This is a genomic window from Meridianimarinicoccus sp. MJW13 (assembly GCF_014901205.1).
Lineage (GTDB): Bacteria > Pseudomonadota > Alphaproteobacteria > Rhodobacterales > Rhodobacteraceae > Meridianimarinicoccus.
Genome location: NZ_JACNMU010000008.1, coordinates 233,982 through 256,440, shown reverse-complemented (window position 1 = coordinate 256,440; position 22,459 = coordinate 233,982). Strand labels below are relative to the sequence as shown.

Annotated in this window: 23 protein-coding genes; 8 read left to right on the top strand and 15 right to left on the bottom strand. The window is 61.9% G+C overall.

Annotation, left to right across the window (positions count from 1 at the left end; translation table 11 throughout):
- Positions 1–106: 106 nt before the first annotated feature.
- The 5 genes from H8B03_RS15860 to H8B03_RS15840 all read left to right on the top strand — a co-directional run bounded on the left by H8B03_RS15860 (position 107) and on the right by H8B03_RS15840 (position 4,794).
- Entirely contained in the window at positions 107–439 is a 333-nt protein-coding gene (locus tag H8B03_RS15860) for a PepSY domain-containing protein (protein ID WP_193142862.1), read from the top strand.
- A 289-nt stretch (positions 440–728) separates the two neighbouring features.
- Positions 729–1,106, top strand: a complete 378-nt coding sequence (locus H8B03_RS15855; protein WP_193142861.1) for a PepSY domain-containing protein — start codon at positions 729–731, stop codon at positions 1,104–1,106.
- A 38-nt stretch (positions 1,107–1,144) separates the two neighbouring features.
- On the top strand, positions 1,145–1,615 hold the full coding sequence (locus H8B03_RS15850; RefSeq protein ID WP_193142860.1) for a DUF2271 domain-containing protein: 471 nt from the start codon (positions 1,145–1,147) through the stop codon (positions 1,613–1,615).
- Positions 1,616–1,625: 10 nt separating this feature from the next.
- Complete coding sequence (locus H8B03_RS15845; RefSeq protein WP_193142859.1) at positions 1,626–3,833, top strand: PepSY domain-containing protein; 2,208 nt, start codon at positions 1,626–1,628, stop codon at positions 3,831–3,833.
- Positions 3,814–4,794, top strand: a complete 981-nt coding sequence (locus tag H8B03_RS15840; protein ID WP_193142858.1) for an FAD:protein FMN transferase — start codon at positions 3,814–3,816, stop codon at positions 4,792–4,794. Before H8B03_RS15845 ends, H8B03_RS15840 begins: the two co-directional genes overlap by 20 nt.
- A gap of 349 nt (positions 4,795–5,143) precedes the next feature.
- Here the strand turns inward: H8B03_RS15840 and H8B03_RS15835 are convergent, their stop codons facing one another.
- Positions 5,144–5,857, bottom strand: a complete 714-nt coding sequence (locus H8B03_RS15835) for a YafY family protein (protein WP_193142857.1) — start codon at positions 5,855–5,857, stop codon at positions 5,144–5,146.
- Between the two features lie 86 nt (positions 5,858–5,943).
- Between H8B03_RS15835 and H8B03_RS15830 the strand changes: the two genes are divergently transcribed.
- Entirely contained in the window at positions 5,944–6,888 is a 945-nt protein-coding gene (locus H8B03_RS15830; RefSeq protein WP_193142856.1) for an alpha/beta fold hydrolase, read from the top strand.
- A 309-nt stretch (positions 6,889–7,197) separates the two neighbouring features.
- On the opposite strand, the gene H8B03_RS15825 is transcribed toward H8B03_RS15830, so the two are convergent.
- The 11 genes from H8B03_RS15825 to H8B03_RS15775 form a co-directional block, all read right to left on the bottom strand.
- The gene (locus H8B03_RS15825) at positions 7,198–7,359 is read right to left on the bottom strand and encodes a hypothetical protein (protein WP_193142855.1); all 162 of its coding nucleotides are present in this window, start codon (positions 7,357–7,359) and stop codon (positions 7,198–7,200) included.
- A gap of 313 nt (positions 7,360–7,672) precedes the next feature.
- Complete coding sequence (locus H8B03_RS15820; protein WP_193142854.1) at positions 7,673–8,743, bottom strand: ornithine cyclodeaminase; 1,071 nt, start codon at positions 8,741–8,743, stop codon at positions 7,673–7,675.
- A gap of 8 nt (positions 8,744–8,751) precedes the next feature.
- Positions 8,752–9,678: an arginase gene (gene rocF, locus H8B03_RS15815; protein ID WP_193142853.1), complete on the bottom strand. Its 927-nt coding sequence runs from the start codon at positions 9,676–9,678 to the stop codon at positions 8,752–8,754.
- Positions 9,675–10,031, bottom strand: a complete 357-nt coding sequence (locus H8B03_RS15810) for a RidA family protein (protein WP_193142852.1) — start codon at positions 10,029–10,031, stop codon at positions 9,675–9,677. The genes rocF and H8B03_RS15810 overlap by 4 nt, the downstream gene beginning before the upstream one ends.
- A 14-nt stretch (positions 10,032–10,045) precedes the next feature.
- Positions 10,046–10,804 (bottom strand): ABC transporter permease, encoded by a 759-nt coding sequence (locus H8B03_RS15805; protein WP_193142851.1) that lies wholly within the window; start codon positions 10,802–10,804, stop codon positions 10,046–10,048.
- Positions 10,805–10,807: 3 nt separating this feature from the next.
- Positions 10,808–11,497, bottom strand: a complete 690-nt coding sequence (locus H8B03_RS15800) for an ABC transporter permease (RefSeq protein ID WP_193142850.1) — start codon at positions 11,495–11,497, stop codon at positions 10,808–10,810.
- Positions 11,498–11,550: 53 nt separating this feature from the next.
- A complete protein-coding gene (locus tag H8B03_RS15795; protein ID WP_193142849.1) occupies positions 11,551–12,336 on the bottom strand; it encodes an ABC transporter substrate-binding protein in 786 nt (261 codons plus the stop codon).
- A gap of 22 nt (positions 12,337–12,358) precedes the next feature.
- Positions 12,359–13,129 carry an ABC transporter ATP-binding protein gene (locus H8B03_RS15790; protein WP_193142848.1) on the bottom strand — a complete coding sequence of 257 codons (771 nt, stop codon included), beginning with the start codon at positions 13,127–13,129 and terminating at the stop codon, positions 12,359–12,361.
- Complete coding sequence (locus H8B03_RS15785) at positions 13,126–14,505, bottom strand: NAD(P)/FAD-dependent oxidoreductase (RefSeq protein WP_193142847.1); 1,380 nt, start codon at positions 14,503–14,505, stop codon at positions 13,126–13,128. Before H8B03_RS15785 ends, H8B03_RS15790 begins: the two co-directional genes overlap by 4 nt.
- Entirely contained in the window at positions 14,498–14,764 is a 267-nt protein-coding gene (locus H8B03_RS15780) for a (2Fe-2S)-binding protein (protein WP_226925985.1), read from the bottom strand. The genes H8B03_RS15785 and H8B03_RS15780 overlap by 8 nt, the downstream gene beginning before the upstream one ends.
- Positions 14,765–14,783: 19 nt before the next feature.
- On the bottom strand, positions 14,784–15,908 hold the full coding sequence (locus tag H8B03_RS15775) for an FAD-binding oxidoreductase (protein WP_193142845.1): 1,125 nt from the start codon (positions 15,906–15,908) through the stop codon (positions 14,784–14,786).
- Positions 15,909–16,000: 92 nt separating this feature from the next.
- Here H8B03_RS15775 and H8B03_RS15770 point away from each other — a divergent pair, with 92 nt between their 5' ends.
- On the top strand, positions 16,001–16,909 hold the full coding sequence (locus H8B03_RS15770; protein WP_226925984.1) for a LysR substrate-binding domain-containing protein: 909 nt from the start codon (positions 16,001–16,003) through the stop codon (positions 16,907–16,909).
- 306 nt (positions 16,910–17,215) lie between these two features.
- Positions 17,216–19,015, top strand: a complete 1,800-nt coding sequence (locus tag H8B03_RS15765; RefSeq protein WP_193142843.1) for an adenylate/guanylate cyclase domain-containing protein — start codon at positions 17,216–17,218, stop codon at positions 19,013–19,015.
- 20 nt (positions 19,016–19,035) lie between these two features.
- Here H8B03_RS15765 and H8B03_RS15760 read toward each other — a convergent pair whose 3' ends face one another.
- The 3 genes from H8B03_RS15760 to H8B03_RS15750 all read right to left on the bottom strand — a co-directional run bounded on the left by H8B03_RS15760 (position 19,036) and on the right by H8B03_RS15750 (position 22,443).
- Positions 19,036–19,752 carry a cyclic nucleotide-binding domain-containing protein gene (locus tag H8B03_RS15760; protein ID WP_193142842.1) on the bottom strand — a complete coding sequence of 239 codons (717 nt, stop codon included), beginning with the start codon at positions 19,750–19,752 and terminating at the stop codon, positions 19,036–19,038.
- Between the two features lie 374 nt (positions 19,753–20,126).
- A complete protein-coding gene (locus H8B03_RS15755) occupies positions 20,127–20,771 on the bottom strand; it encodes a cyclic nucleotide-binding domain-containing protein (protein WP_193142841.1) in 645 nt (214 codons plus the stop codon).
- Positions 20,772–21,408: 637 nt separating this feature from the next.
- Positions 21,409–22,443 carry a DUF1254 domain-containing protein gene (locus H8B03_RS15750; protein ID WP_193142840.1) on the bottom strand — a complete coding sequence of 345 codons (1,035 nt, stop codon included), beginning with the start codon at positions 22,441–22,443 and terminating at the stop codon, positions 21,409–21,411.
- Positions 22,444–22,459 lie beyond the last annotated feature (16 nt).

Genomic DNA, 22,459 nt, shown 5'->3' with positions numbered 1-22,459 from the left:
GTCTGGCTGACACGATGCTGAAGCCGCCGGGCACGCCGCTTCAGGCTGCCGTCAGCTTCGCCGCGTAAGTAGAGCATCAAGAGGCGTGCCAGGCGGAGTTTGACCCATGAGGAAGATATTGACAATTCTCGGCTTTCTCGCGGTCTTCCCGGCCGGGGTCGCGCTGGCGGTCGATGACTGCTTCGTGCCGATGACCGATTGGCAACCGCGCGATGCCGTTGCACGGCTGGCCGAAAGGAACGGCTGGACGGTGCGCCGCATCAAGATCGACGATGGCTGCTACGAAATCGACGGCCGCGACGCCAAGGGGCACCGGATCGAGGTGACCGTCCACCCGGCGACGCTTCAGGTGATCGAGTTCGAATACGAAGACGAGGACGACGAGGATCACCGTGACAAGGATCGCAGCGGGGATCGCGACACGGGCGACAGCAACTGATGCAGCCACGCATGACGCCCCTGAAATTGATATCGGGACATCCCGTAAAGTCTGGGTCCGGGACCTTTTGGAACGTGTGTTTCAAAGCGGTCTCGTCGCCGCGTGCGCAGAAGTGCGGCTGACCGATTGCTCCCCAGCACCGACCGTCATTTTGACCGAATTTGGCCCCGCTCTTACCGGCGGGGCCTTTTCTTCCTGACGGCAAACTGAAGTGGGAATCGCTGCTTCGTCAGGAAGTCCTCAGGTCGGGTCTCCAGATTGTCCTCAGCAGACAAAAGGAGACCCTGCCATGAAATCGACCCTGACCACAGTTTCACTTGTTGCACTGCTGGCCGCTGGTGCCGCGTTAGCCGACGACGACGATTGCACCGCGCCCCGCGACACGTGGCAGCCGCGCGAGGCGGCAATGCAGATTGCCCAGCAAAACGGCTGGACCGTGCAAGACTTCGAGATCGACGATGGCTGCTACGAGATCGAGGGCCGCGACAGCGATGGCCGGGAGATCGAGGTGAAACTCGATCCCGCGACACTGCAAGTTGTCGAGATGGAATACGAGGACGACGACGAACGGAGCGGCATCCGCAATCCCGCGCCTGCAGGCACCGCCCAGCCGCCGCAGAACGGCCTCTTCGGGAACGGCGCGCCGCCGAAGGTTCAGGTGAACTGAGCCGCTCCGATCCAACTTCCCGAGCAAGGATGAATCCCATGAAATCACTACTCGCACCGCTGGCGCTCTCCACGGCGCTGACGCTTCCCGGTCTCGCGATGGCGCGACCGGTGACGCTCTCCACGACCCTCAACAATTATGGCGGCGACAGAGCCTATCTCGCGCTCTACGTCACCGATCCGTCGGGCGCCTATGTCGGCAGTCTCTGGATGGCCGGCGGCAAGTCGAAATACTACGAGCATCTGGGCGATTGGTATCGCGCCACCGGCGGTGACACGGGCCAGGTGAACGGCATCACCGGCGCCAGCGTCGGCGCGGGACGGACGCTGGAGATCACCCTCGATCTGGCCGACGCGCTGTTCGATGCAGGCTACACGCTCCACATTGACGCCGCCGTCGAGGACATGCGCGACAGCCCGAACGAGGTGGCTGTGGTGCTCACGACGGAAGGTGCGGGCACGCCCGTGCGCGGTCGCCGCTACGTCGCCCGTTTCCAATACGATATGTGAAGGACCGACCATGATCCGCGCAGTCCATCGCTGGCCAGGGCTTTTCGCCGTGGCTCTCGTGACCATCCTGAGCTTGAGCGGTGCGGCGCTGTCGGTCTTCCCTGCGGCCGAACGCATCGCCGCGCCGCAGGCGGAGGCCGGTCTGACCGTCGCCACCCTCGCGGCCCGCATTCAGGCGAACTATCCGGGTGTCGAGCAGATCCGCCGGTCGCCATCTGGCCGGATCACCGCCTACTGGTTTCACCAAGGCAGGCCCGGCGCCGCCGTGATCGATCCGGCGACGGGTCAGGGGGCGGCCTCTGCCGACCCGAACCAGACCCTCCGCTGGCTCACCAACCTGCATCGCGCGCTCTTCCTCGGCGACGGGGGGCGCATCGCCATGGCGACGGGCGCTTTGGCGATGCTGGTCCTGTCGCTTTCCGGGACGGCTCTGGTCGCGCGGCGGGTTGGTGGCTGGCGGCACTGGTTCGCGCCTCTGCGGGGGCCGCTTGCCGGTCGGCTGCACGTCGAGATTGCGCGGATCGCGGTGGTTGGCCTTGTTCTGTCATCTGCCACAGCGTTGTGGATGTCGGCCTCGACATTCGATCTTCTCCCTGATGGCGGCGCACCGCCGACCTTCCCGGCCGAGCTGAGCGGTGAAACGGGCTTTGCCCCCGAGCAGATGACGACGTTGCAGCAGACGCCCGTCGCCGAACTGCGCGAGTTGAGCTTTCCCTATCCCGGCGATGCGACAGACGCCTTTACGCTGAAGACAGACCGGGGGACCGGGTATCTCGATCAGGGCGACGGAGCGCTGCTGGCCTGGGCCGACCTTGCCGTGTGGGAGCGGGTCTCGGAAACCATCTACATGCTGCACACCGGGCAGGGTGCGGCGACACTGGGACTGGTGCTTGGGTTGATGGCGATTGGCGTGCCCGCCATGACGGCAACCGGGGTTCTTGTCTGGCTAAGCGGACGGCGCAGGCGGCCCCGCATCCGCGGTAATCAGCCAGCGGGCCGGGCCGAGACGATCCTGCTTGTCGGCAGTGAGGGCGGCAGCACCTGGGGATTCGCCGCGACGCTGCACGCCGCATTATCGCAAGCCGGGCAGGGCGTGCATGTGGGACCGATGTCGGCCTTCGCCCCGAAACGCTATGCAAAGGCCGAACGGATCATCGTGTTGGTCGCGACCTATGGCGACGGCAAGGCGCCAGCCTCGGCCAAGGGGTTCCTCGACCGGCTACAAGCCCTCGACCGCGCGCCGGACATCCCTCTGGCCGTGCTCGGCTTCGGGGACCGCAGCTTTCCCGCCTATTGCGCCTTTGCCAAGGCTGTCACGGCGGCGGCCCAGGCCAAGGGCTGGCTCGAACTCATGCCACTCGACACGATCGACCGCCAGTCGCCGCAGGATTTCGCGCGATGGGGCCGCGCATTCGGCGCGGCGCTTGGGATCCCTCTGGAATTGGCGCATCAGCCCGTCCTGCCGAAAACCGAGACGTTGAGCCTCGTCTCGCGCCGGGACTACGGTGCCGAGGTGCAGGCCCCGACGGCGATCCTGCGCTTTGCTCTGCCGCGCGTAACGCTCTGGCAGCGGATGACCGGTACGGGCTTCGCGCGGTTCACAGCCGGCGACCTGGTTGGCGTCCTGCCGGACGGTAGCGCCGTACCGCGGCTTTACTCGCTTGCTTCGAGCCGGCGCGACGGGTTCATCGAGATCGTGGTGAGGAAGCTTCCCGGCGGCCTTGCGTCGTCCCAGCTGACCGCACTGGCGCCCGGCGAAACCGTTACCGCCTTTCTCCGCCGCAACCCCGGCTTCCGGGCCGGACGGGGCCGCACTCCATTGATCCTGATCGGCGCGGGAACCGGAATCGGCCCGCTCGTGGGCGTTGTGCGGGGCAATGCGCGCCAGCGGCCGATCCATCTGTTCTTCGGCATGCGTCACCCAGATAGCGACTTCTTCTACGGCGCGGAATTTTTAAAGTGGAAGGACGACCGGCGTCTGGCCCGGCTGGTCACGGCCGTCTCGCGCGGGGCGCGGCCCCACTACGTGCAGGATGCGCTGCGGGGCGAGGCCAGTCAGGTCGCGGAACTCATTCGCGACGGAGCCCGCGTGATGGTTTGTGGTGGCCGCGACATGGCGGCGGGCGCGGCCGATGCGTTGGCCGAAATCCTCGCGCCGATCGGGCTTACGCCTGCGGTGCTGAAGGCCGAGGGGCGATATGTCGAAGATGTCTACTGAAATGGTGCGCCACGCACTGAATGGCCCGACCATGGGCACACGCTGGTCGGCACTGTTCTTCACGGAACCGGGTTTCGATCCGAACGTAGTTCACGGTACGTTGCAATCGGCGGTTGATGAGGTGGACGCGCAGATGTCCACTTGGAAGCCCGACAGCGACCTGATGCGCCTCAACGCGGCACCGGTGGGCGAATGGGTGGCGATCCCGGACCGTCTGTTCGCAGTCCTTCGCCTTGGACTCGAGATCGGGCGCGCGTCGGGTGGGGCCTTCGATATCGGCATGGGTGATGCGGTGACCGCCTGGGGTTTCGGACCGGATGCTGCCGCGCCCGCGCGTATCCGGGCTGTAATGGATGCCCCTCGTTGCCCGGCGCATGAAGTGCTGGATATCTGTGGCACCCATGTCCGCAAGTCCGCACCCGTCGCACTTGATCTCAACGGCATTGCCAAGGGCTATGGGGTCGACCGGCTGGGCGAGACCTTGCGCGACCACGGGGTGGACAATGCTCTCGTCGGGATCGACGGCGAAATGCGCGCGCACGGCCTTCGGCCGGACGGAAAGGCATGGACCATCGCGGTCGAAGCGCCAGAGGCCGAGCACCGCACGCTCCATTCGATCCTTGCCCTGCAGGACGCTGCCGTCGCGACCTCTGGCGACTACCGCCACTGGGTTGAAGTACAGGGACGACGCCTGTCCCACACGATGGATCCGACACGTGGCGCGCCGCTGCTCGCGTCGCCGGCCTCTGCCACCGTCGTGGCCCGCTCCTGTGCCGAGGCCGACGCCTGGGCGACGGCTCTCATGGTTCTTGGCGCTGATACCGGTGCGGCACTCGCCAGAAGACGCGGGCTCGACGTCCTGTTCCTCCTGCGCGATGCTGACTGCAGCACAAGGGGCGTGGGAGTCGGCCGACTTTTTTCCGAAGTGCCAGCCGCATTCGCCCTGGCCCAGGCGGAATGAACCGCGTGGAAGTAACCCCTGTCCATTGCGTCACGACCGGGCGCAAAAGATGCGGAACATCGCCGTTCCCAGGGAATGCCACTTTTGCCGATGTCGCGCGGTCGCTTGGTTGGGAATTGCAGTGCGGATCGCGGCCTGAATGTCCGTTCGTTCGTGTCCCGTCATGGGCCTGCCGGATCCGCAATGGCCGCCGTCGAGATGATGGGCGACCCCGTGTTGATGCGGGATCAGGCGCGGATGTGCGATGAAGGATGGCCGGTCTTCACCGGTCGATCGCGAGGCATTTCGACGGCGTATTGGCAGGCGTTGCGGGCGCGCCGTGAATTGAGATGCCGCAGTTTCAAAGCCGCTAGGCGTATCGAATGGGCTGCACGCCAGCTTCGAAGTGAACGTGCCTGGATCGGCATTTCGTTCCCTCGACCACTTCGGATTGGCTGATCCGGTCCATCCGGAAATGCCGAAAGTCGTCACGCGCCGGATCCCAGGCGACGAGGTACCACAGAGGCGGCAGGATCAGCATGGCTTGTGGCTCGACCTGTCGCAGGGTTTCGGTCCCGGTGGCGTCACGATACCGAAACCTCAGATACAACCGCTCCAGAAAGGACCGCTCGAAGTTGGGCAACAGCGCGGTCTCCATCTCTCCGAGGTTCGACGTATCAACCTGAGGAGCCAGCGGCCCGATATAGAGGCAGCCCAGAAGGCGGCGCAAGTCGCGAAGCTTGTCGGGGGGCAAGGCCTTCTCGATCTTGGAAAGTCCGGCATCGGCGAGGGTTGAAAACGGAAGGGTCCGGGCGGCGCGCATGCTCGACACGCCTATGATCAGCGCGAACACCTCGGCGACCGACAGGCGGGCCGCCGTCCGAACCGACCCCGGATCGAGGGACAGCCCACCGCCACGGCCCTGTTCGGCGTGGATCACATAGCCCTCGTCGCGCAGGGCGGAGAGGTCACGCAGGATCGTGCTGCGCGATGCGCCGACCTCTGTGACAAGGGCGCCGACGGTCGTCGTGCCGCTGCGCCGCAGGGTCCGCACAATGGCGTCTTGTCGAATACGGCTCTTCATGGCCGCTCTCTACCACAAAAGGTGTCAGTTTTTGAAATCGTTTTGAACTAGTCGGGCGGGAAGGCAACCAAAATGGAGAGACGGCCATGATCAAACACGCGCTTTTCCCGGACCCAACATTTGTGTCCCTGGGGGACGTCCAACTCGAGGTCTTCGAGGCTGGACGGGAAAACCGGGGAAACCCGATCGTGCTGTGCCACGGATGGCCCGAGCACGCCTATTCGTGGCGTCACCAGATGCCGGCCCTGGCGGCGGCGGGCTACCATGTCATCGTGCCGAACCAGCGCGGCTACGGGACCTCGTCCCGTCCGCTGCGGGTGGAGGCGTATGATATCGCACATCTGACGGGCGATCTTGCCGCGCTCCTCGATCACTTCGGGTATGACGCCGCCACTTTCGTCGGCCACGATTGGGGGGCGAATGTCGTCTGGAGCATGGCGCTGCTGCATCCGGATCGCGTGACCCGGATCATCAACCTGGCGCTGCCGTACCAGCCGCGGACCCCCGTGCCATGGATCGACTTCATGGAAGCCGTCTTCGGGCCCGACAACTACTTCGTCCACTTCAACCGGCAACCCGGTGTGGCGGATGCCGTTCTGGATGAGAACACCGGGCGGTTCCTGCGCAATTTGTTCCGCAAGAACCTGCCGGCCGCAACGGTCGAGCCCGGCATGATGATGATCAACCTGGCCATGGCCACGGCCCCCCTGGGTGACCCCGTTATGACCGAGGCTGATCTCGCTGTCTTTATCGCGTCCTTCGAGGCAACCGGATTTACGGCAAGCATCAACTGGTACAGGAACATGGATCGCAATTGGCACATTCTGGAGGATGTGGACCCCATTGTCCGCCAGCCATCACTCATGATCCACGGGACGCAGGACATGATCCCGCCCTCCGATTCCCTCTCGGATTTTGTCCCGAACGTAGAGGTGCGCACCCTCGACTGCGGCCACTGGATCCAGCAAGAGAAGCCCGAAGAAACCACGGGGGCAATCCTTGGCTGGCTTGCGGCCGGGCAGGCGACATAGGCGCGGCCGTTGACCCTTTCGCTCCCAGGGCTGTGAAACACCCGATCCCGCCGAAGCACCACCTTGGCCAGCGCGACGCTGAAGCAGCAACCGAACGCAGAAAGCCGTCACGGCAAGGATCGTCAGGCCCTTGGGAAGGCGCGTGCAATGGCTGCTCTGATGCCACGGCCCGCGCCGGTGACGATACAGGTCTTTGCATTCAAACGGTTTATTGACATGTCCTTGCTCTTCAATGCGTTTACACGACACACAACGACCACGTTCCCGCGTTTGCGCCCCGTTTCCATGTGGCGGTGGGCCTCACCCAGATCAGCGCAGATCTGCCCAGGGCCTCGGCACGCCCAGTCGTCTCACGAACTTGTCGCGACGGGTCAGCCGAGGCGATGACGCATCGGCGCTGACCACGCCGGCGTACCGCATCACGCGCTTGATCTGCCTGTTGAACGCGTCGCGGTCGGTGATGACCCGCACGCGCCCATCCAACGCGCGCGCGGAACCACTTGGCCAACAGTGCCGTCAGGATGCTCTTGCCGGACACCTGAATATGTCAGACGACGCCGCCTCGCGCTGCGCAAGTTGCTTCTGTGCCAGCTTCAGCCGACGACCCGGTGTTGACGGGGGATTTTCTTGATGCCCGCGTCGAAGGCCGCGAAGTTTCTGATCAGGTCGTGCCGCCGGTCCTTGCGCATCATCAGTCCCGCCGACAGCACACGTCGTATCGTCCTTCACGGCCCGTGCCGCGCCTTTGATGCAGTCCGCAATTCTTCGCTGGCAATGTTGTCGATCACCCGTTTGGCACGGCACGCTCCAGCATTCCGAACAGGTCGCGCGGGTCGTCGGGATCGGCGATGATGTCGAGTTCCTGGTAGAACGGATGGTCCCTCAGTTTGTCACGCAGATAGCGCAACGCGCTGAAGTCCTCGATCGCAAAGCCGACGCCGTCGAACAGCGTGATCTGGCGATCATTCGTGCGTCCGGGAACCGCGCCGGTGATGACTTGCCACATCTCGGTAACGGGAAAATCTTCCGGCATTTGCTGGATTTCGCCCTCGATCCGCGTCTGGGGTGGGTATTCCACGAACACGTCCGAACGGGCCAGGATATCCTTGTGCAACTCGGTCTTGCCCGGGCAATCGCCGCCGATCGCGTTGATGTGCTGGCCTGCGCCCACCATGTTGTCGGTCAGGATCGTGGCATACTGCTTGTCGGCGGTGCAGGTGGTGATGATCTGCGCGCCCTGGATAGCCTCTTCGGGCGTGGCGCAGGGCACCAGCTCAAAGCCCTTCCCGGTCAGATTGCGCACCACCTTGTCGGTTGCTGCCCGGTCGATGTCGTAGAGCCTGAGCGTGTCGATGCCGCAGAGCGCGCGCATCGCGGTTGCCTGAAACTCTGATTGCGCGCCATTGCCGATCATCGCCATGACCTTGCTGCCCTTCGGGGCAAGATGGCTGGCCACCATCGCCGAGGTCGCCGCCGTGCGCAGCGCGGTCAGCAATGTCATCTCGGTCAGCAGTTCCGGGTAGCCGGTACTGACCCGTGCCAGAAGGCCAAAGGCCGTCACGGTCTGTAGACCCTCTTTCGTGTTCTTGGGGTGGCCATTGACGTATTTGAACCCGTAGTCCTCTCCATCCGAGGTCGGCATCAGTTCGATCACGCCCTCGGTCGAATGGCTGGCGACGCGCGGGGTCTTGTCGAATTTTTCCCAGCGGCGGAAGTCGTCCTCGATGTAACGGGCGAGATCCTTCAGCATGGTTTCGACACCAATGCTGTGGACGAGTTTCATCATGTTCTCGACGCTGACGAACCGGATATAGGCAAGGTCAGAGGCAGCTGGGGCGTTGGAGGGTGCGGACATGGGCGTTCTCACGAATGGCTATGGGTTGGGCGGTCGAACACGCTACGCCCGAAGAGCGACGCGGTGAGGTCGACCATGAGCGAGGCGGTGCGGCCCCGGTCGTCGAGGAAGGGGTTCAGTTCGACCAGGTCGAGCGAGGTCACGAGGCCGCTATCATGCAGCATCTCCATGACGAGATGCGCCTCACGGAATGTGGCCCCGCCGGGTACGGTCGTGCCGACCGCCGGCGCGATGGCCGGTTCAAGAAAGTCGACATCAAGCGACACATGCAGCACGCCGCCCGCCGCCCTGACCTTGGCGAGGAACGCGGCCAGCGGGGCGGCGATGCCGCGTTCGTCGATCTGGCGCATGTCGATGGCGGTCATGCCGGATCGTGTGATGAATTCGCGTTCCGGCGCATCGACCGAGCGCAGACCGATGAAGCAGACGTTTGCGGGCGGCACCTGTGCGGCCAGCGCGGGAAATCCGTCAAACCCGTCCTGGCCGGTGACATAGGCGATCGGCGTACCGTGAAGATTGCCCGACGCGGTGGTCTTTGGCGTGTTGATATCGGGGTGCGCATCCAGCCAAAGCACGAAAAGCGGGCGGTCGTTTCGCGCGGCATGGGCCGCGACGCCCGAGACCGTGCCCAGCGACAGCGCGTGATCGCCACCCATGAAAATCGGAAATCCCTGGTCCATGGCCGACTCTGCGGCATCGGCCAAAATCTGGGTCCAGGCGATCGACTCGTCAAGTGCATGCACCTCGCCCGGCGGGGCATCGGCCACCCATGTCGGGCCGGGCAGGTTGCCACGATCTTCCGTCTGCCAGCCCAACGCGCCAAGCGTCTCGGCCAGCCCTGCGGTGCGATAGGCGTCGGGACCCATGATGCAGCCGCGGCGGCGCTTGCCGCAATCCATACCAGCCCCGATCAGAATGCATTTCTGCGCGCTCATGCCGTGTCTCCTTGTGAAATTGCCGCAGTGACGATGATCTCGACCAGCAGGTCCGAACCCGCCAGCCGCGCCTCGCCGCAGGCCCGCGCCGGTGCGTGTCCGGCAGGCACCCAGGCGTCCCAGACCTCGTTCATCGCGTCGAAATCGTTCATGTGGGCCAGCCACACGATGGCTTGCAGGGTATTCTCTCTGGACGATCCGGCCTCGTCCAGCAGGGCGTCCACGCGGGACAGGCAGTCGCGGGTCTGCTCGGCCACTGTCGCGCCGCTGCCGACCTGTCCGCAGAGGTAGACGACGCCGTTGTGTTTCACGATCCGGCTCATCCGGGCGTTTGTGTGTGTCCGCTCGATCATGGCGCTTTCCTTGGTCATCGGGTGGGTTCCGGCGTCATCTCGGTGGCCGTTGTGGTTTCGCGGCGGGTCAGGTGGCGCAAGTAGCGCCGTTCGATCCAGCGGAAGACACGGGTGATGGCAAAGACGATCAGGAAGTAGAGGAATGCGGCGGTGATGAAGCCCTCATAGGCCAGGTAATAGCGGCCATTCAGCCAGCGCCCAACGCCAAGGATATCTTGCAAGGTGATCGTGCTGGCCACGACCGAGCCGTGCAGCATGAAGATGACCTCGTTGGAATAGGCGGGAATGGCGCGGCGAAAGGCCGAGGGCAGGATGATGCGGCGCATACGCAAGCCATAGGAATGGCCCGTGGCGATGGCGGCCTCGACCTCGCCTTTGGGCGTGTCGACGATGGCGCCGCGCAGCAGTTCGGCGGTGTAGGCCGACGTGTTCAGCGTGAATGCGATCAGCGCACACCACCAGGCCGAAGACAGGATCGGATCCCAGAGCCAGCTTTGCCGCACCGCCTCGAATTGCCCAAGGCCGTAGTAGATCAGGTAGGTCTGTACCAGAAGCGGTGTGCCACGCAGCACATAAGTGTACCCCCAGACAAGCGGGCTGAGGACCCGGTGGCGCGACGCACGGGCGATGGCCATGGGAATCGCCAGCAAGCCACCGAACACCAATGCCAGCACCGTCAGGTTCAGCGTCGTCCAAACCCCGTAGAGGAAGCGGTCGAAGTTCTCGGCGATCAGCGAGATGTCGAGCGGTATGTAGGACAGGATGTTTTCCATGGGTCAGCTCCTCACCACGCCGCGGCTGAAACGGCGGTCAAGCGCACGCAGGGCAAGATCAGAGATGCCGGTCAGCACAAGGTAGATGACAAAGGCCGCAGCCATGAAGGTAAAGAGCTGGCCCGTGGAGCGACCCGCCGTGAAAGCGTTGTAGACCAGATCCTGCAGCCCGATCACCGAGACAAGTGCGGTCGTCTTGAGTTGTACCAGCCAATTGTTGGTGAAGCCCGGCAGCGCATAGCGCACCATCTGCGGCCAGATGATGTGGCGGAAGATGAGCTGTCTGGGCATGCCGCAGCTGATCCCGGCCTCGATCTGGCCGCGGGGGATCGCCATGATCGCGCCGCGGAAGGTTTCGGTGAAATAGGCGCCGAAGATGACGCCGATGGTCGAGGCGCCAGCGACGAACTTGCTGATCTCGACATAGTCCCAAAGGCCTGTTGCCTGGCCGATGGCATTGATCGTCACCTGCCCGCCGAAAAAGACCAGCAGGATCAGCACCAGGTCCGGCACCCCCCGGACAATCGTGGTATAGGCGCCGGCCGCGCGCTGCGCGAGACGGCTTTCGGAAAGCTTGGCCCAGGCCCCAAGAAGCCCGAAGACAAGTGCGATGACCAGCGAAACCAGCGCAAGCTGGATGGTCATGATCGTCCCGGCGACAAGCTGTGACCGGTATTCGAGTATCAGGTCCATGAGCGTTTCCCTTGTTGCGTCGGGGCGGCTTTGGGCCGCCCCGACGGTTCCGATCAGTTGGAGGCGGAGTGTCCGCCGTAGATATCGAACGGGAAATACTTGCCGTTGATCTCTGCGTAGGTTCCATCCTCGCGGATCGCGGTGATCGCCGCGCTCAACGCATCGCGCAGCTCTTCGTCGCCTTTGCGGACGGCAATGCCGACACCTTCGCCGTAGCATTCGACATCCAGGTGATCCCCTCCGACAAAGGCGTAGTCAGCGCCGATATCCTTGCCGAGGAAGCTTTCCTGAGCGATCAGTGAATCCGACAGTTGCGCGTCGATGCGGCCCAGCGTCAGGTCACGGAACACTTCTTCCTGCGTGCCGTAGAGAACGACCTCGGCATCGGGGAACATCTTTTCGGCATAGCACTGGTGTGTCGCGCCCCGCTGAACGCCGATCCGCTTGCCGGCCAGCCCCTCGGCGGTATCCTCAAGGCCGGCGTCCTTCTTCGCAACGACGCGGGCGGGTGTCTGATAGTACTTTTCGGAAAAATCGATTTGGCGCTTGCGCTCTTCGGTGATCGACATCGAGGCGACGATGGCGTCGAACTTGCGTGCCTTCAGCGCCGGGATCATGCCGTCCCACTCCTGTTCGACCAACTCGCAGTCGCGCTGCATCTCGGCGCAGAGCGCAATGGCGATCTCGATGTCAAAGCCGGAAAGCGTGCCATCGGATTCCTTGAAGGAAAACGGCGGGTAGGCGCCCTCGACGCCGATACGCAGGTTGTCCTGCGCGAACGCCGGACAGGATACGACGACAAGCGTCGCGACACTGGCAAGGAAGGTTCTTCTGATCATGGTCGTTCCTCCTGGGATTGGATCAGTTCATTCGGGACAGAAAGGCCCGGAATTGTTCAGTTTCGGGGTTGGAAAACAGCTTCGCGGGCGGGCCTTCCTCGCAGACCTCGCCCTTGTGCAGAAACACCGTCTTGGAAGACACGTCGCGGGCAAAGCTCATCTCATGCGTCACCACCAGCATGGTCCGGCCTTCTTCAGCCAGATCGCGCATGACGCTAAGGACCTCGCCCACCAGTTCAGGGTCAAGCGCCGAGGTCGGCTCGTCGAACAGCATCACGTCGGGGTCCATCGCCAGCGCGCGGGCAATGGCCACGCGCTGCTGCTGGCCGCCCGACAGATGGGCCGGGTAATAGTCGGCGCGATCGGAAAGGCCGACCTTGGCCAGAAGCGCCTCGGCCTTTTCGCGCGCTTCGGCCCTTGGCGTCTTCTGGACGTGGACCGGGCCCTCCAGCACGTTTTCCATGACGGTCATGTGCGACCAGAGATTGAACCCCTGGAACACCATCGCCAGGCGTGCGCGCATCCGTTCAACCTGCCGGATGTTCGCGGGCACGGTTTCGCCGTGGCGGTTCTGTTTCATCTCGATCTTCTCGCCGGCCAGAAAGACATCACCGGAATTCGGCGTTTCCAGCAGGTTGATGCAGCGCAGGAAGGTGCTCTTGCCCGAACCCGAGGCGCCGAGTATCGCGATCACGTCGCCCTTGTTCGCCTCCATGGACACGCCCTTGATCACCTCGTGCTGGCCAAAGCTCTTGTGCAGATCGTTGATCTTGAGTGCGGAAATTCCGGTCATGTTGATGTCTCCTGGTAGGATGCGAGGGCGGCCAGTTCGCCAAGCTTCACGGGCTTGATCGGAGAGCGCGCGCGTGGCGTCGAGGGGGGGGTGCCGCAGGCTGCAAGGATGCCGCGCACCGTCAGATCACACATGCGGCCCTGGCAGGGACCCATCCCGGCACGGGTGGCGGTTTTGACCTGCCGGGGGCCGTTTGCGCCTTCGTCCAGCGACCGGCGGATATCGGTGGCGGTGATTTCCTCGCAGCGGCAGACAATCGTGTCGCCTTCGGGCGCGAGGAACTCCCGAGGGGGCGGGTAGGCGGCATCGAGAAACGGCCGGATTGCCAACGCCCTGTCCAGCGCGGCACGATCCGCCGCGGCCTTCTGGTCGCGCGCCTCTTCGCCGAGCAGGTCAAGCCTGTGCAGGATATCGAGCGCGGCCAGCCGACCGGCGGCCTGCGCGGCTTCGGCCCCGCCGATACCCGCGCCGTCGCCGGCAATGTGAAGGCCGGGTGCATCCGTGCCGCCCCAGGTGTCGGTCTTCGGCCGGAAGGATTGCTGGGCCTCGCACCAATCATGCGCCACGCCCGCGGCGCGGCTCATGTGGGTCGCGGGGACAACGCCCTGATGCGTCAGAAGCAGTGGCGTTACCAGACGGTGAGCGCGGCCCTTTGCGGTGAAGCCGAACTCGATGTCGCCGTTCTCGGTCGCCACGGCCTTGAAGCCCGACGCGCCGGTATGACGCGCGACCCCTGCGGCCCTGATCTTGCGGATGAGTGCGAGCCCCTTGAAAAGCGTCGGCGCGGCCCGCAACGTGCGGGGAAGATGTCTGGACGCGCCAAGCATCATGCCCGCTGTCTGCGTTTCAACCAGCGCCCGTGGCGGCGCGCCCGCGTCGATCAACTGCGCCGCGATCAGGTAGAGGAGCGGCCCGGACCCGGCAAGAACCGCATCGCGCGGCAAGAGCCCTGCGCTCTTCATCAGGATCTGCGCCGCCCCTGCCGGCATCACGCCGGGCAGCGTCCAGCCCGGAAACGGAACCGGGCGTTCCTGCGCGCCACCCGCCAGCAGCACGTGGTGGGCGGTGGTGACCTGGCTTATGCCGTCACGGGACCAGACGACTCGCCGGCCAGTTTCGATCCGCCAGACGGTCGCGCCGAACTCGGCCGTGATCCCCGGGGCGTCGAGTGCCCCGACCAGCGGACGACCCGCGGCATAGTCCTTGCCGAGAAACGGCCGGGTGTCGCCGTTGACACCGACGTCGCGATAGATCTGCCCCCCGGCCCGCGGCTGTTCGTCCAGAAGCAGCAACTGCGCACCACCCTCTGCGGCGGTTGCGGCGGCGGCCATTCCGGCCGGTCCCGCGCCGATGATGATAAGATCGGCGTCACGCATCTGCATCGCTCCGGGCAATGTCGCGCAAACCGCGCTGTCGTCGCAGGGCCATTCCGTCCCGCACCAGGGTCATGCATCCTTGCGTATTTGGCTGTCCGTCCACCTCAATCAGGCAGTCAAAACAGACCCCCATCATGCAGAATGCGGTGCGGGACGAGCCGTTGACGCTTTGGCGTGAGGCCGCACCGGAATGGGCCAGCAGAGCCGCTGCAACCGTATCGCCCGGGCGCGCGGTGAGAGCTTCGCCGTCAAGGGTCATATGCACAACGCCAACCTGGTCAGGCCGCGTCAGAAATCGCGAAGCGGGTTTCATCGAATGCCTCCAGATCAGGTGCGTTGGAATTTTCGTCGAGCCAATCCGTCAGGACACTGGCGTGGAGCGGCGCCAACGTGACACCGCTGTGACAGGTCACAAGATATGCGCCGGGATGTCGGGCTGACCGCGCATAGACGGGGTAGCCGTCCGGCGACATCACGCGCAGCGCGCCCCAGGCGCGTACGACCCGCACATCGGCAAGCGCAGGCATGACCGATACCGCCTGCCGGGCCAGCCCGGCCATCACGTCAAGTGTTTCGCTGTCATCGGGGCCCGCGTCCGCCTTGGTGCCGCCGATCTGGATCCCGCCCTCGTCAACCTGACGGATGGTGCTGGACAGGAACGGCAGCCGATAGCCCAACTTCTCGGTTATCAGCAACTCTCCGCGCTGCGGGTAGACACGGGTGGAAAAACCAAGCTGCGCTGCCAAGGATGAGGTGCCGAGACCGGCGCAGAGGACCACGCGGTCGGTGCCGTGGCGTGTGCCATCACGGAATGTCAGATCAAAGCCACCACCCGGTGCCTCTGCAACCGCGGTCACATGCGCGTCCGTCTTGAGATCGCCACCAAGCGCCAGAACAGCGCGTCGCAGCGCCCTGAGAAGTCGCAGCGGATTTACGTGTCCATCATGCGCGCAGAAGGTGGCCCCGACGACAGCCGGTCCGATCTGGGGGTGCATGCGTCGAAGCTTGTCGCCGTCGATGATTTCATGGCTGAACCGGTTTCCCAAATACGCTTGCTGGCGCTCCAAATCCGCAGCGAAGTCCGCAAGTTCCACAGGGTCCGTAAAGAACTCGAACCCGCCGGACTGATCCAGCGACAGACCGGTGCCCGTCACGTCTTGGAGCATCGCTGCAAAATTCGGCCAGGCGGCAACGGCGTCGCGCGTCAGTTCGGCATAGGGCGCAAAACCAGCGCCCTTTCCCTGCAGCCAGACCAGACCGAAATTGCCCTGCGACGCGCGCAGATCACCGTCTGCGCCATCCAGAACTGTCACCCGCCGACCAGCCTGCAAAAGACCAAGCGCCGTGCACAGGCCAACGACGCCGCCCCCAATGATCGTGGTGTCTGATGCTTGCGCTGGCATGTGAATCCTCCTGCATCGACATTAGCACGGGGATTTTCATATCCAAAATTCTCTATTGTGCCTTAATCATACGTCGATGATATGTATTGATCATGCTCAACCGCCTCACGCACCGACAACTCGAAGCTTTCAGGGCCGTGATCGAAACCGGAAAGGTCACGGCGGCTGCACAAATTCTGAACACGACCCAGCCGTCGGTTAGCAGGTTGATCTCTGATCTAGAGCACGCCACCGGGTTCAAGCTGTTCGAACGACGCGGGCGGCAGTTGTACCCGACACCCGAGGCGCTGGCGCTTTACGAGGAGGTCGAAAGATCCTTCGTCGGCCTGGCCGAGATTTCCCGCGTCATCGAGGATATTCGCGATTTTCGCCGGGGCAGTCTGCTGATCGCCGGCATGCCGGCGCTGGCGCTGAAATTCCTGCCCGATGCGATCGCGGCCTTCGTCAAGACAGAACCCGGGATCACCGTCTCGTTGCGCGCACGAAGCTCGCAAGCCGTGTTGCAACATCTCAGTTCGCAGCAGTTCGACCTTGGTTTCGCGGCACTGGACACCGACCATCCGGCGGTCACGCGCCGCGCGATCTGCACGGCACCGATGCAGGCCGTTCTACCTGTCGGGCATCCCCTGTGCCGCAAGGAGCGTCTGGAACCCGGCGATTTCCATGAACAGCCTTTCATCACCCTTGGAGCCGAAATTTCCACGCGGTCCGAAACCGACGTGTTTCTGGCGACAGGAGGCGCGCGCCCGCATGTCGTTGCCGAGGCGCAACTGTCGGCGTCGATCTGTGAATTGGTGGCCAACGGGGCTGGTCTGTCGATCGTAGAGCCTGTGACAGCCGCCAATTACGTGTCTGCAGGCAAGATTGTTTCACGCCCGCTACATCCCGAACAGCCCTTCCGGTATGATTTGCTGTTGCCAGCGTTGCGGGAACCCTCCCGCGTTGCGGCCAACTTTCTGGACCTGGTTGAAACGCAGTTTGCAGAGTTGTTCGGCGACTGATCAAAGACAATTTCGGCGTCCGCATTCGATCATTCGTTCCGGCAGTGCGAACAGCGGCATCTCGGGCGTCCGGAACGTTGATACTGATAAGGCACGCGGGGCATTGAAGTCTGACGGGTCGGGCTGCTTTGGAACCACCGAATAGCTGAAAACGTCCTTTGAGGCGGCGCAGTTCCGCAAGGGTCCTGGGCCAGAACCGTTTCGGTCCCATAGTTCGCCCCCCCCTTTGCTGAAATAAGTGCTATCAAAGGAGCGGGATCAATCCGCGACACGTCCAGACGAGTTCTGATGGACCAGTGACCGACGATGCCCAAACAGTACGATCCGTACAACCCAATAGGGCATCCAATGATTGCAGTCGCCAGTTTGAATTTCAAAACAAGCATTCGCCGCAAGACACTTCTTGCGATCAGCCTTGTACTCGCGATCTCGACAATCGTGTTGCACCAGATTGTATCTATTCAACAGCTCAAAAGCTATCGCGCCATCGAACACCAAAGCGCAGTGAAGGATATCTCACGCGTTGCAGCTGTCCTTCAAAACGCATTGAATAAATACGTGATCATTTCTTCGGATTGGGGATCGTGGGAAGCAACATACCGTTTTGCCCACGACGGCAACCAAGCATACATCGACGAAAACCTGACAGTCGATACGGTCGTCAGCATGGAAATGAATTTTCTGATCCTGGTCGACAATAACGGGGATGTTCTTTCTGCCCGGGGGGTCAGTCTGTCGCGAGAGGCTGAGGTAAAGATACCGAAGGCGCTTCTTGAATTGCTGCGCCCTCTGGGCCCTGTTCTGGGTGGTATGGGAGATGCGCTTAATGTAAGCGGATTGCTGTCGATCAATCGCAATGTGCTGTTGATGTCGGCCGCGCCGATCCTGCGCACCGATGACAGCGGAGAACCGCGCGGATATTTTATTGCAGGAAGGTATCTGGACCGAGATCTCCAAAAAGATCTTCAGGCGCAGACACAGCTAAAACTCTCTTTTTTGAAGCGCCGTCAAGATGGCTTTCCGGAGGGTGCAGTTCCTGTCGTTGACGCACTTTTTCCGACCGGTTCTTCGGAACCCTTCACCTATCTGGAGCCGCGTTCCAAACTGGATGTGATAGACGAGGAAAACATGGTAGGCCATGTTCTGTTCCCCGATGTCGATGGCGGTCCGGTCTTGTTGGTCACGGCGCAAATTCCCCGCGTTGTATACCAGGCAGGTCAGAACAGTCTGAATGCATTGCTGTATGCGCTCTTGGTTGGGGGCGCACTTCTGATCGTGGCGGTGTCTCTCATGCTGGATCGGATCGTGCTGCGCCCGCTGTCTGTGCTTGGACGAGACGTGGAGGACATTGGAAAGACGTCGGATCTTAGCAAACGAGTTGCGGTTGCCGGTGAAGATGAACTGGCAGTGTTGGGAAATTCAACCAACCGGATGTTGGAGCAGTTGGAAATCACCGGAAACAGGCTGGCGGCCGAACATGATCGCGCCGAGAACCTCTTGCTCAACATTCTTCCCAAATCCGTTGCAGACCGGCTCAAGACCGATCCGGGTACAATAGCCGAGCGTTTTGACGAGGTATCAATTCTGTTTGCAGACATGGTTGGATTTACGGAAATGTCTTCTGAAAAGGATGCCGCGCAAATAGTTCGGATGCTCAATACAATTTTTAGCCGGTTTGACGATCTGGCCCAGGATCTTGGTTTGGAAAAGATCAAGACCATCGGGGATTGTTACATGGTGGCTTCGGGATTGCCTTCGGAAAACGCCAACCATGCACAGATGATTGCCGAAATGGCATTTGGGATGCTGGAGATTATCGGGGAGGTTGCAGAACAGGTTGACCAAGACTTATCGCTTCGTATCGGGATAAACAGTGGCGTTGTGGTGGCCGGGGTGATCGGAAAAAGCAAGTTCATCTATGACCTCTGGGGCGACACCGTGAATATTGCCAGCCGGATGGAGTCTTCTGGTGAGCCGGGATGTATTCAAGTGACCGAGGCCAGTTATTCGCTGCTGAAGGATCGGTATGAGTTCAAGGACAGAGGTTTGACCGACATTAAGGGCCGGGGCAAAATGACAACATATTATCTGGTTGGGCGGCGCTAGCTGTACCGTTGCGCCACTGGTCAGTGGGCTTGCGTTTTTCCGGTGATCTGTGCATTTGCCTCAACCAGTTTCAGCCGGGTGTCTGCGGCCAGAGAGTTTTCCAGCAGCATCTTTAGATCAGAGTCCTTCCGACACAGCATGTTCAGGGATTCGGTGCCTATTCGGAAAAAGCGCGCCGGTTTGGAGACAGTCACGGTCGCGGTTGCTGGCGCTGCATCAAAGCATGTCATCTCGCCAATGAACGTCGCGGGTTTGCTGGTGCCAATATGTTCATCACCGATGGTGACGGATGTCTCTCCATCGGACAAGAAATAAAGCGCGCCGACGGGGCTGCCTTCCGATGCAACGGTTGTGCCTATTTCCGCATCCAGCCAGACCCCCGCATTGAAAAACTTGCGCGCCATTGGTTTGGGCATGCCCGGCAGCTTTTCCTTGATCAAATAGGCTTCTTCTGCATTCAGACGTGTGACAGCATTCAGGTAGCCGACACGTGTCAAACCAATGATGCTGATGCCGATCCAGGTCGCCTGAATTATTGCGGAGGAGAGATTGAAGTCGTTCGTCAGAGACAACAGGACTAGCCCGGCAGCCAGAAGATTGAATATCGTATAGGCGTAGCCATTGCCTTTCAGCAGCCCAGTTTGCAAACCTGCGTAGGAGCCGATGTAAAAGACCACCCCGGTTAACCCCGCAAAATCAAGGATGGTAGACCTTTCGATCCCATAGAAAGTATCCATTACCTGAACAACCCGTTTTGCATGCGCCGCCTGCCACGACATCGGACCACGAATGCCGCCAATCCGTCAACAAATGTCCCGGCACGGATTGTCAGATGTAACACAACCCAGGCTGCTTGTGTGATTTTAAAACACTGAAAACGCGCGGGATTTGCTCCGAAACTTCACCAGGGATCGAGAGTTGATCTGCAAGCGTTTGTCCTTCGCCCGTTGCAAGGCCGCCCGCAACACTCGGCGTGGCATCTCAGATGAGCGGGCGAGACCAGACAGCGAAGGTCGGCTTGAGAAGCAGTTGTGGCTTGCCCTTGTTGCATCGCCCTGAAGCCCCTGAAAGCAATCGCGAAACCGAAGCCCGCTGCACGGATGCCCTCCATCTAGCGCTCTTTCCGGAGAACATTTTCATTTTGGGCCAGTCGCGTTACCATCAGCCGTGTCAGAAACAGCGCGAAGTCTGGATTGTCTCGATATACCTGCATAAGAGCATCCTGGTTGATCCAATTCAACTTCACCTGGCCCGAAGCTCGCACTGTGGCGGCACGTTTGCCATTTGCACTGAAAAATCCAAGTTCACCGAAGATCGATCCCTTCAGCAATGTTTTCCCGAAATCTTCAACGACAACTTCACCGTCCGCCACGACATAAAGTTTGTCGGCAATTTCGCCCCGGCTGAATATAACAGCGCCGTCGGCAAATTCCTCTCTTGCCATGAAAGGAAGAAGAACTTCGAGGTTTGGCTCCTCGGTAAGGACTGCACGCATTCGCCGCCGTGTCTGCAACTGCTGTGCCGTGCGCCACACATTCATGGGTAAAAGAAGAAGGTGCAATACGAGAATGGGCATCAACCCTGCCATCAAGCCGTAGGATATGAAGAATAGATTGGATGTGATCGCGACAAGACGCAGTGGCAAGAGTGTGCGCATGCAGAAAGCCAGAAACACAAGTGCAGATGCGGCGAAGCCAATGACGTCTGCGATTGGCAAGGTCATATCATGCTCGATCACTGTTGCGCGGAATTCCAACAGTGAACCGCCCCTACCGATTTGCAAGGAAAATCTTGCCCTGACGATGGCTGCACAAAAGGTCGTCACATTTGGCGCGGAATACCCGTTTTTGAACGAAGGCTGGCTTCCGCTTCGGGGGGCAATGGGAATTCTCCCAGGGAATACCTGCGGACACCACAAGGTTGGTAAAGAACCGGGAGTTTTTCGGGCGATCAGTTCCTGTGTCTGGGGGGGGGCGCGCCGACGATGAGTTTGTCTGGATCATGCAGATGTATTCCAACGGCGCGTGACTGCCAGTCGTCCGGGGTCACACGCAGTCCCGCTTGGAGGATACCGCATAGTAAGGGAGTGGGTATGAAGCCGAAACAACGCATCACCACCCACCGCGCCGGTTGCCATTGCGCCGAAGTACAGCTGTCGCGGTGCATTGGCCCTAACCGGAGTCCCTGACGTATGGGCGATGCGCGGGCTGACGCGCACGAAGCCTGTGCTGCCATCCAGACGGGAATGACCGATTGAGGCGGTAAAATCGCCGCAATATCCGTGCCCGTGCCGAAGATTACATAGCTTTCTCTACCATCATGGGTGCCCAGTCTGGCATCAGCGCCAATGGGACGGTCTAGGGTATGTGGCGGCAGGGCCGTTCCGGCGAGTCTCAGCGCACGATGGCGACCTGGGGCAGGGTGTATTCCCGAGACAGCACGTCTTCGCCCGGTCGGTAGATTCGCATGAGGAAATTCCAGCCTTCGCTGATGTCGCTCCGGTTGGCCTGGTCCCCGCAGGCCGCCTCGGACCCGAAGAAGGCCGTGAAGGTGCCGTCATCGTTGAAGGTCGCGTTGCGGTTGTTGATGATGTTGGTGTCGCTTTTCATGAAACCGTCGGCGCCATAGACCGTGATCGACCAGAAGGCTTCCGTTTCAGGCGCAACATAGGTCGCAGAATAGCAGACCGTCGGGTCCGAAGGGCCGACATAGTTGATATAGACGGCGTCCTTTTCAGGGAAGAGCCCCCATGCGCCGGCAGCGGCGAGGTGGCGCGTCTCTTCGTTGACCGTGCTGCGCGGTCCCATCCAATCGGGTTCGAACTGCGCAAAGGACTGGAACTCGGGTTCATAGCTGGCGCGCAGGGCAAGCATGCTGTCAATGTCCCAATCCGGAGAAACGAATGGCTCGGCGCTGGTGGCCTCCACCACGAACTGATCCTGCAGGGCGTTTGCGGTGGCGACATCGGCCGGGTCGGCGTCGTCCAGCAGTTGCACGCGGATCAGCAGGATCACGTAGCGCGTGTCGTCGGGAAGGTCGTAGGTTCCTGGGTCGTAAAACACGGCGGGCGCATAGTGATCGTTGTCGATCACCAGCACTGACAGGTAGCGCCCGTCCGGCGCCTCGAGCACCGTGATCGTCGCGCCACCCGCGGTGTCGACGACGGCGCTGGCATAGAGCGTGTCCTTGTTCATGCGGATCACCGGTTGATTGTCCAGCGTGGTGGGCGAGCGAATGAAGGCAAAGGCGTTGATCTGCCCGTTGGATCGCTTCTGGAACTCGGCGAAGGCGGTGTCGGTTTCGGCCCGGATGTAGGTCTCGGGCGTGACGGTGATCCCGTCAGCGGTGGTCGCACCCGCGAGGGCAAGGAAAGCGCCGGTAAACAAAATGCCAAGACGGGTGCGTGCTGGGAAAAGCGGCTGGGGCATTCTATCCTGTCCAGAA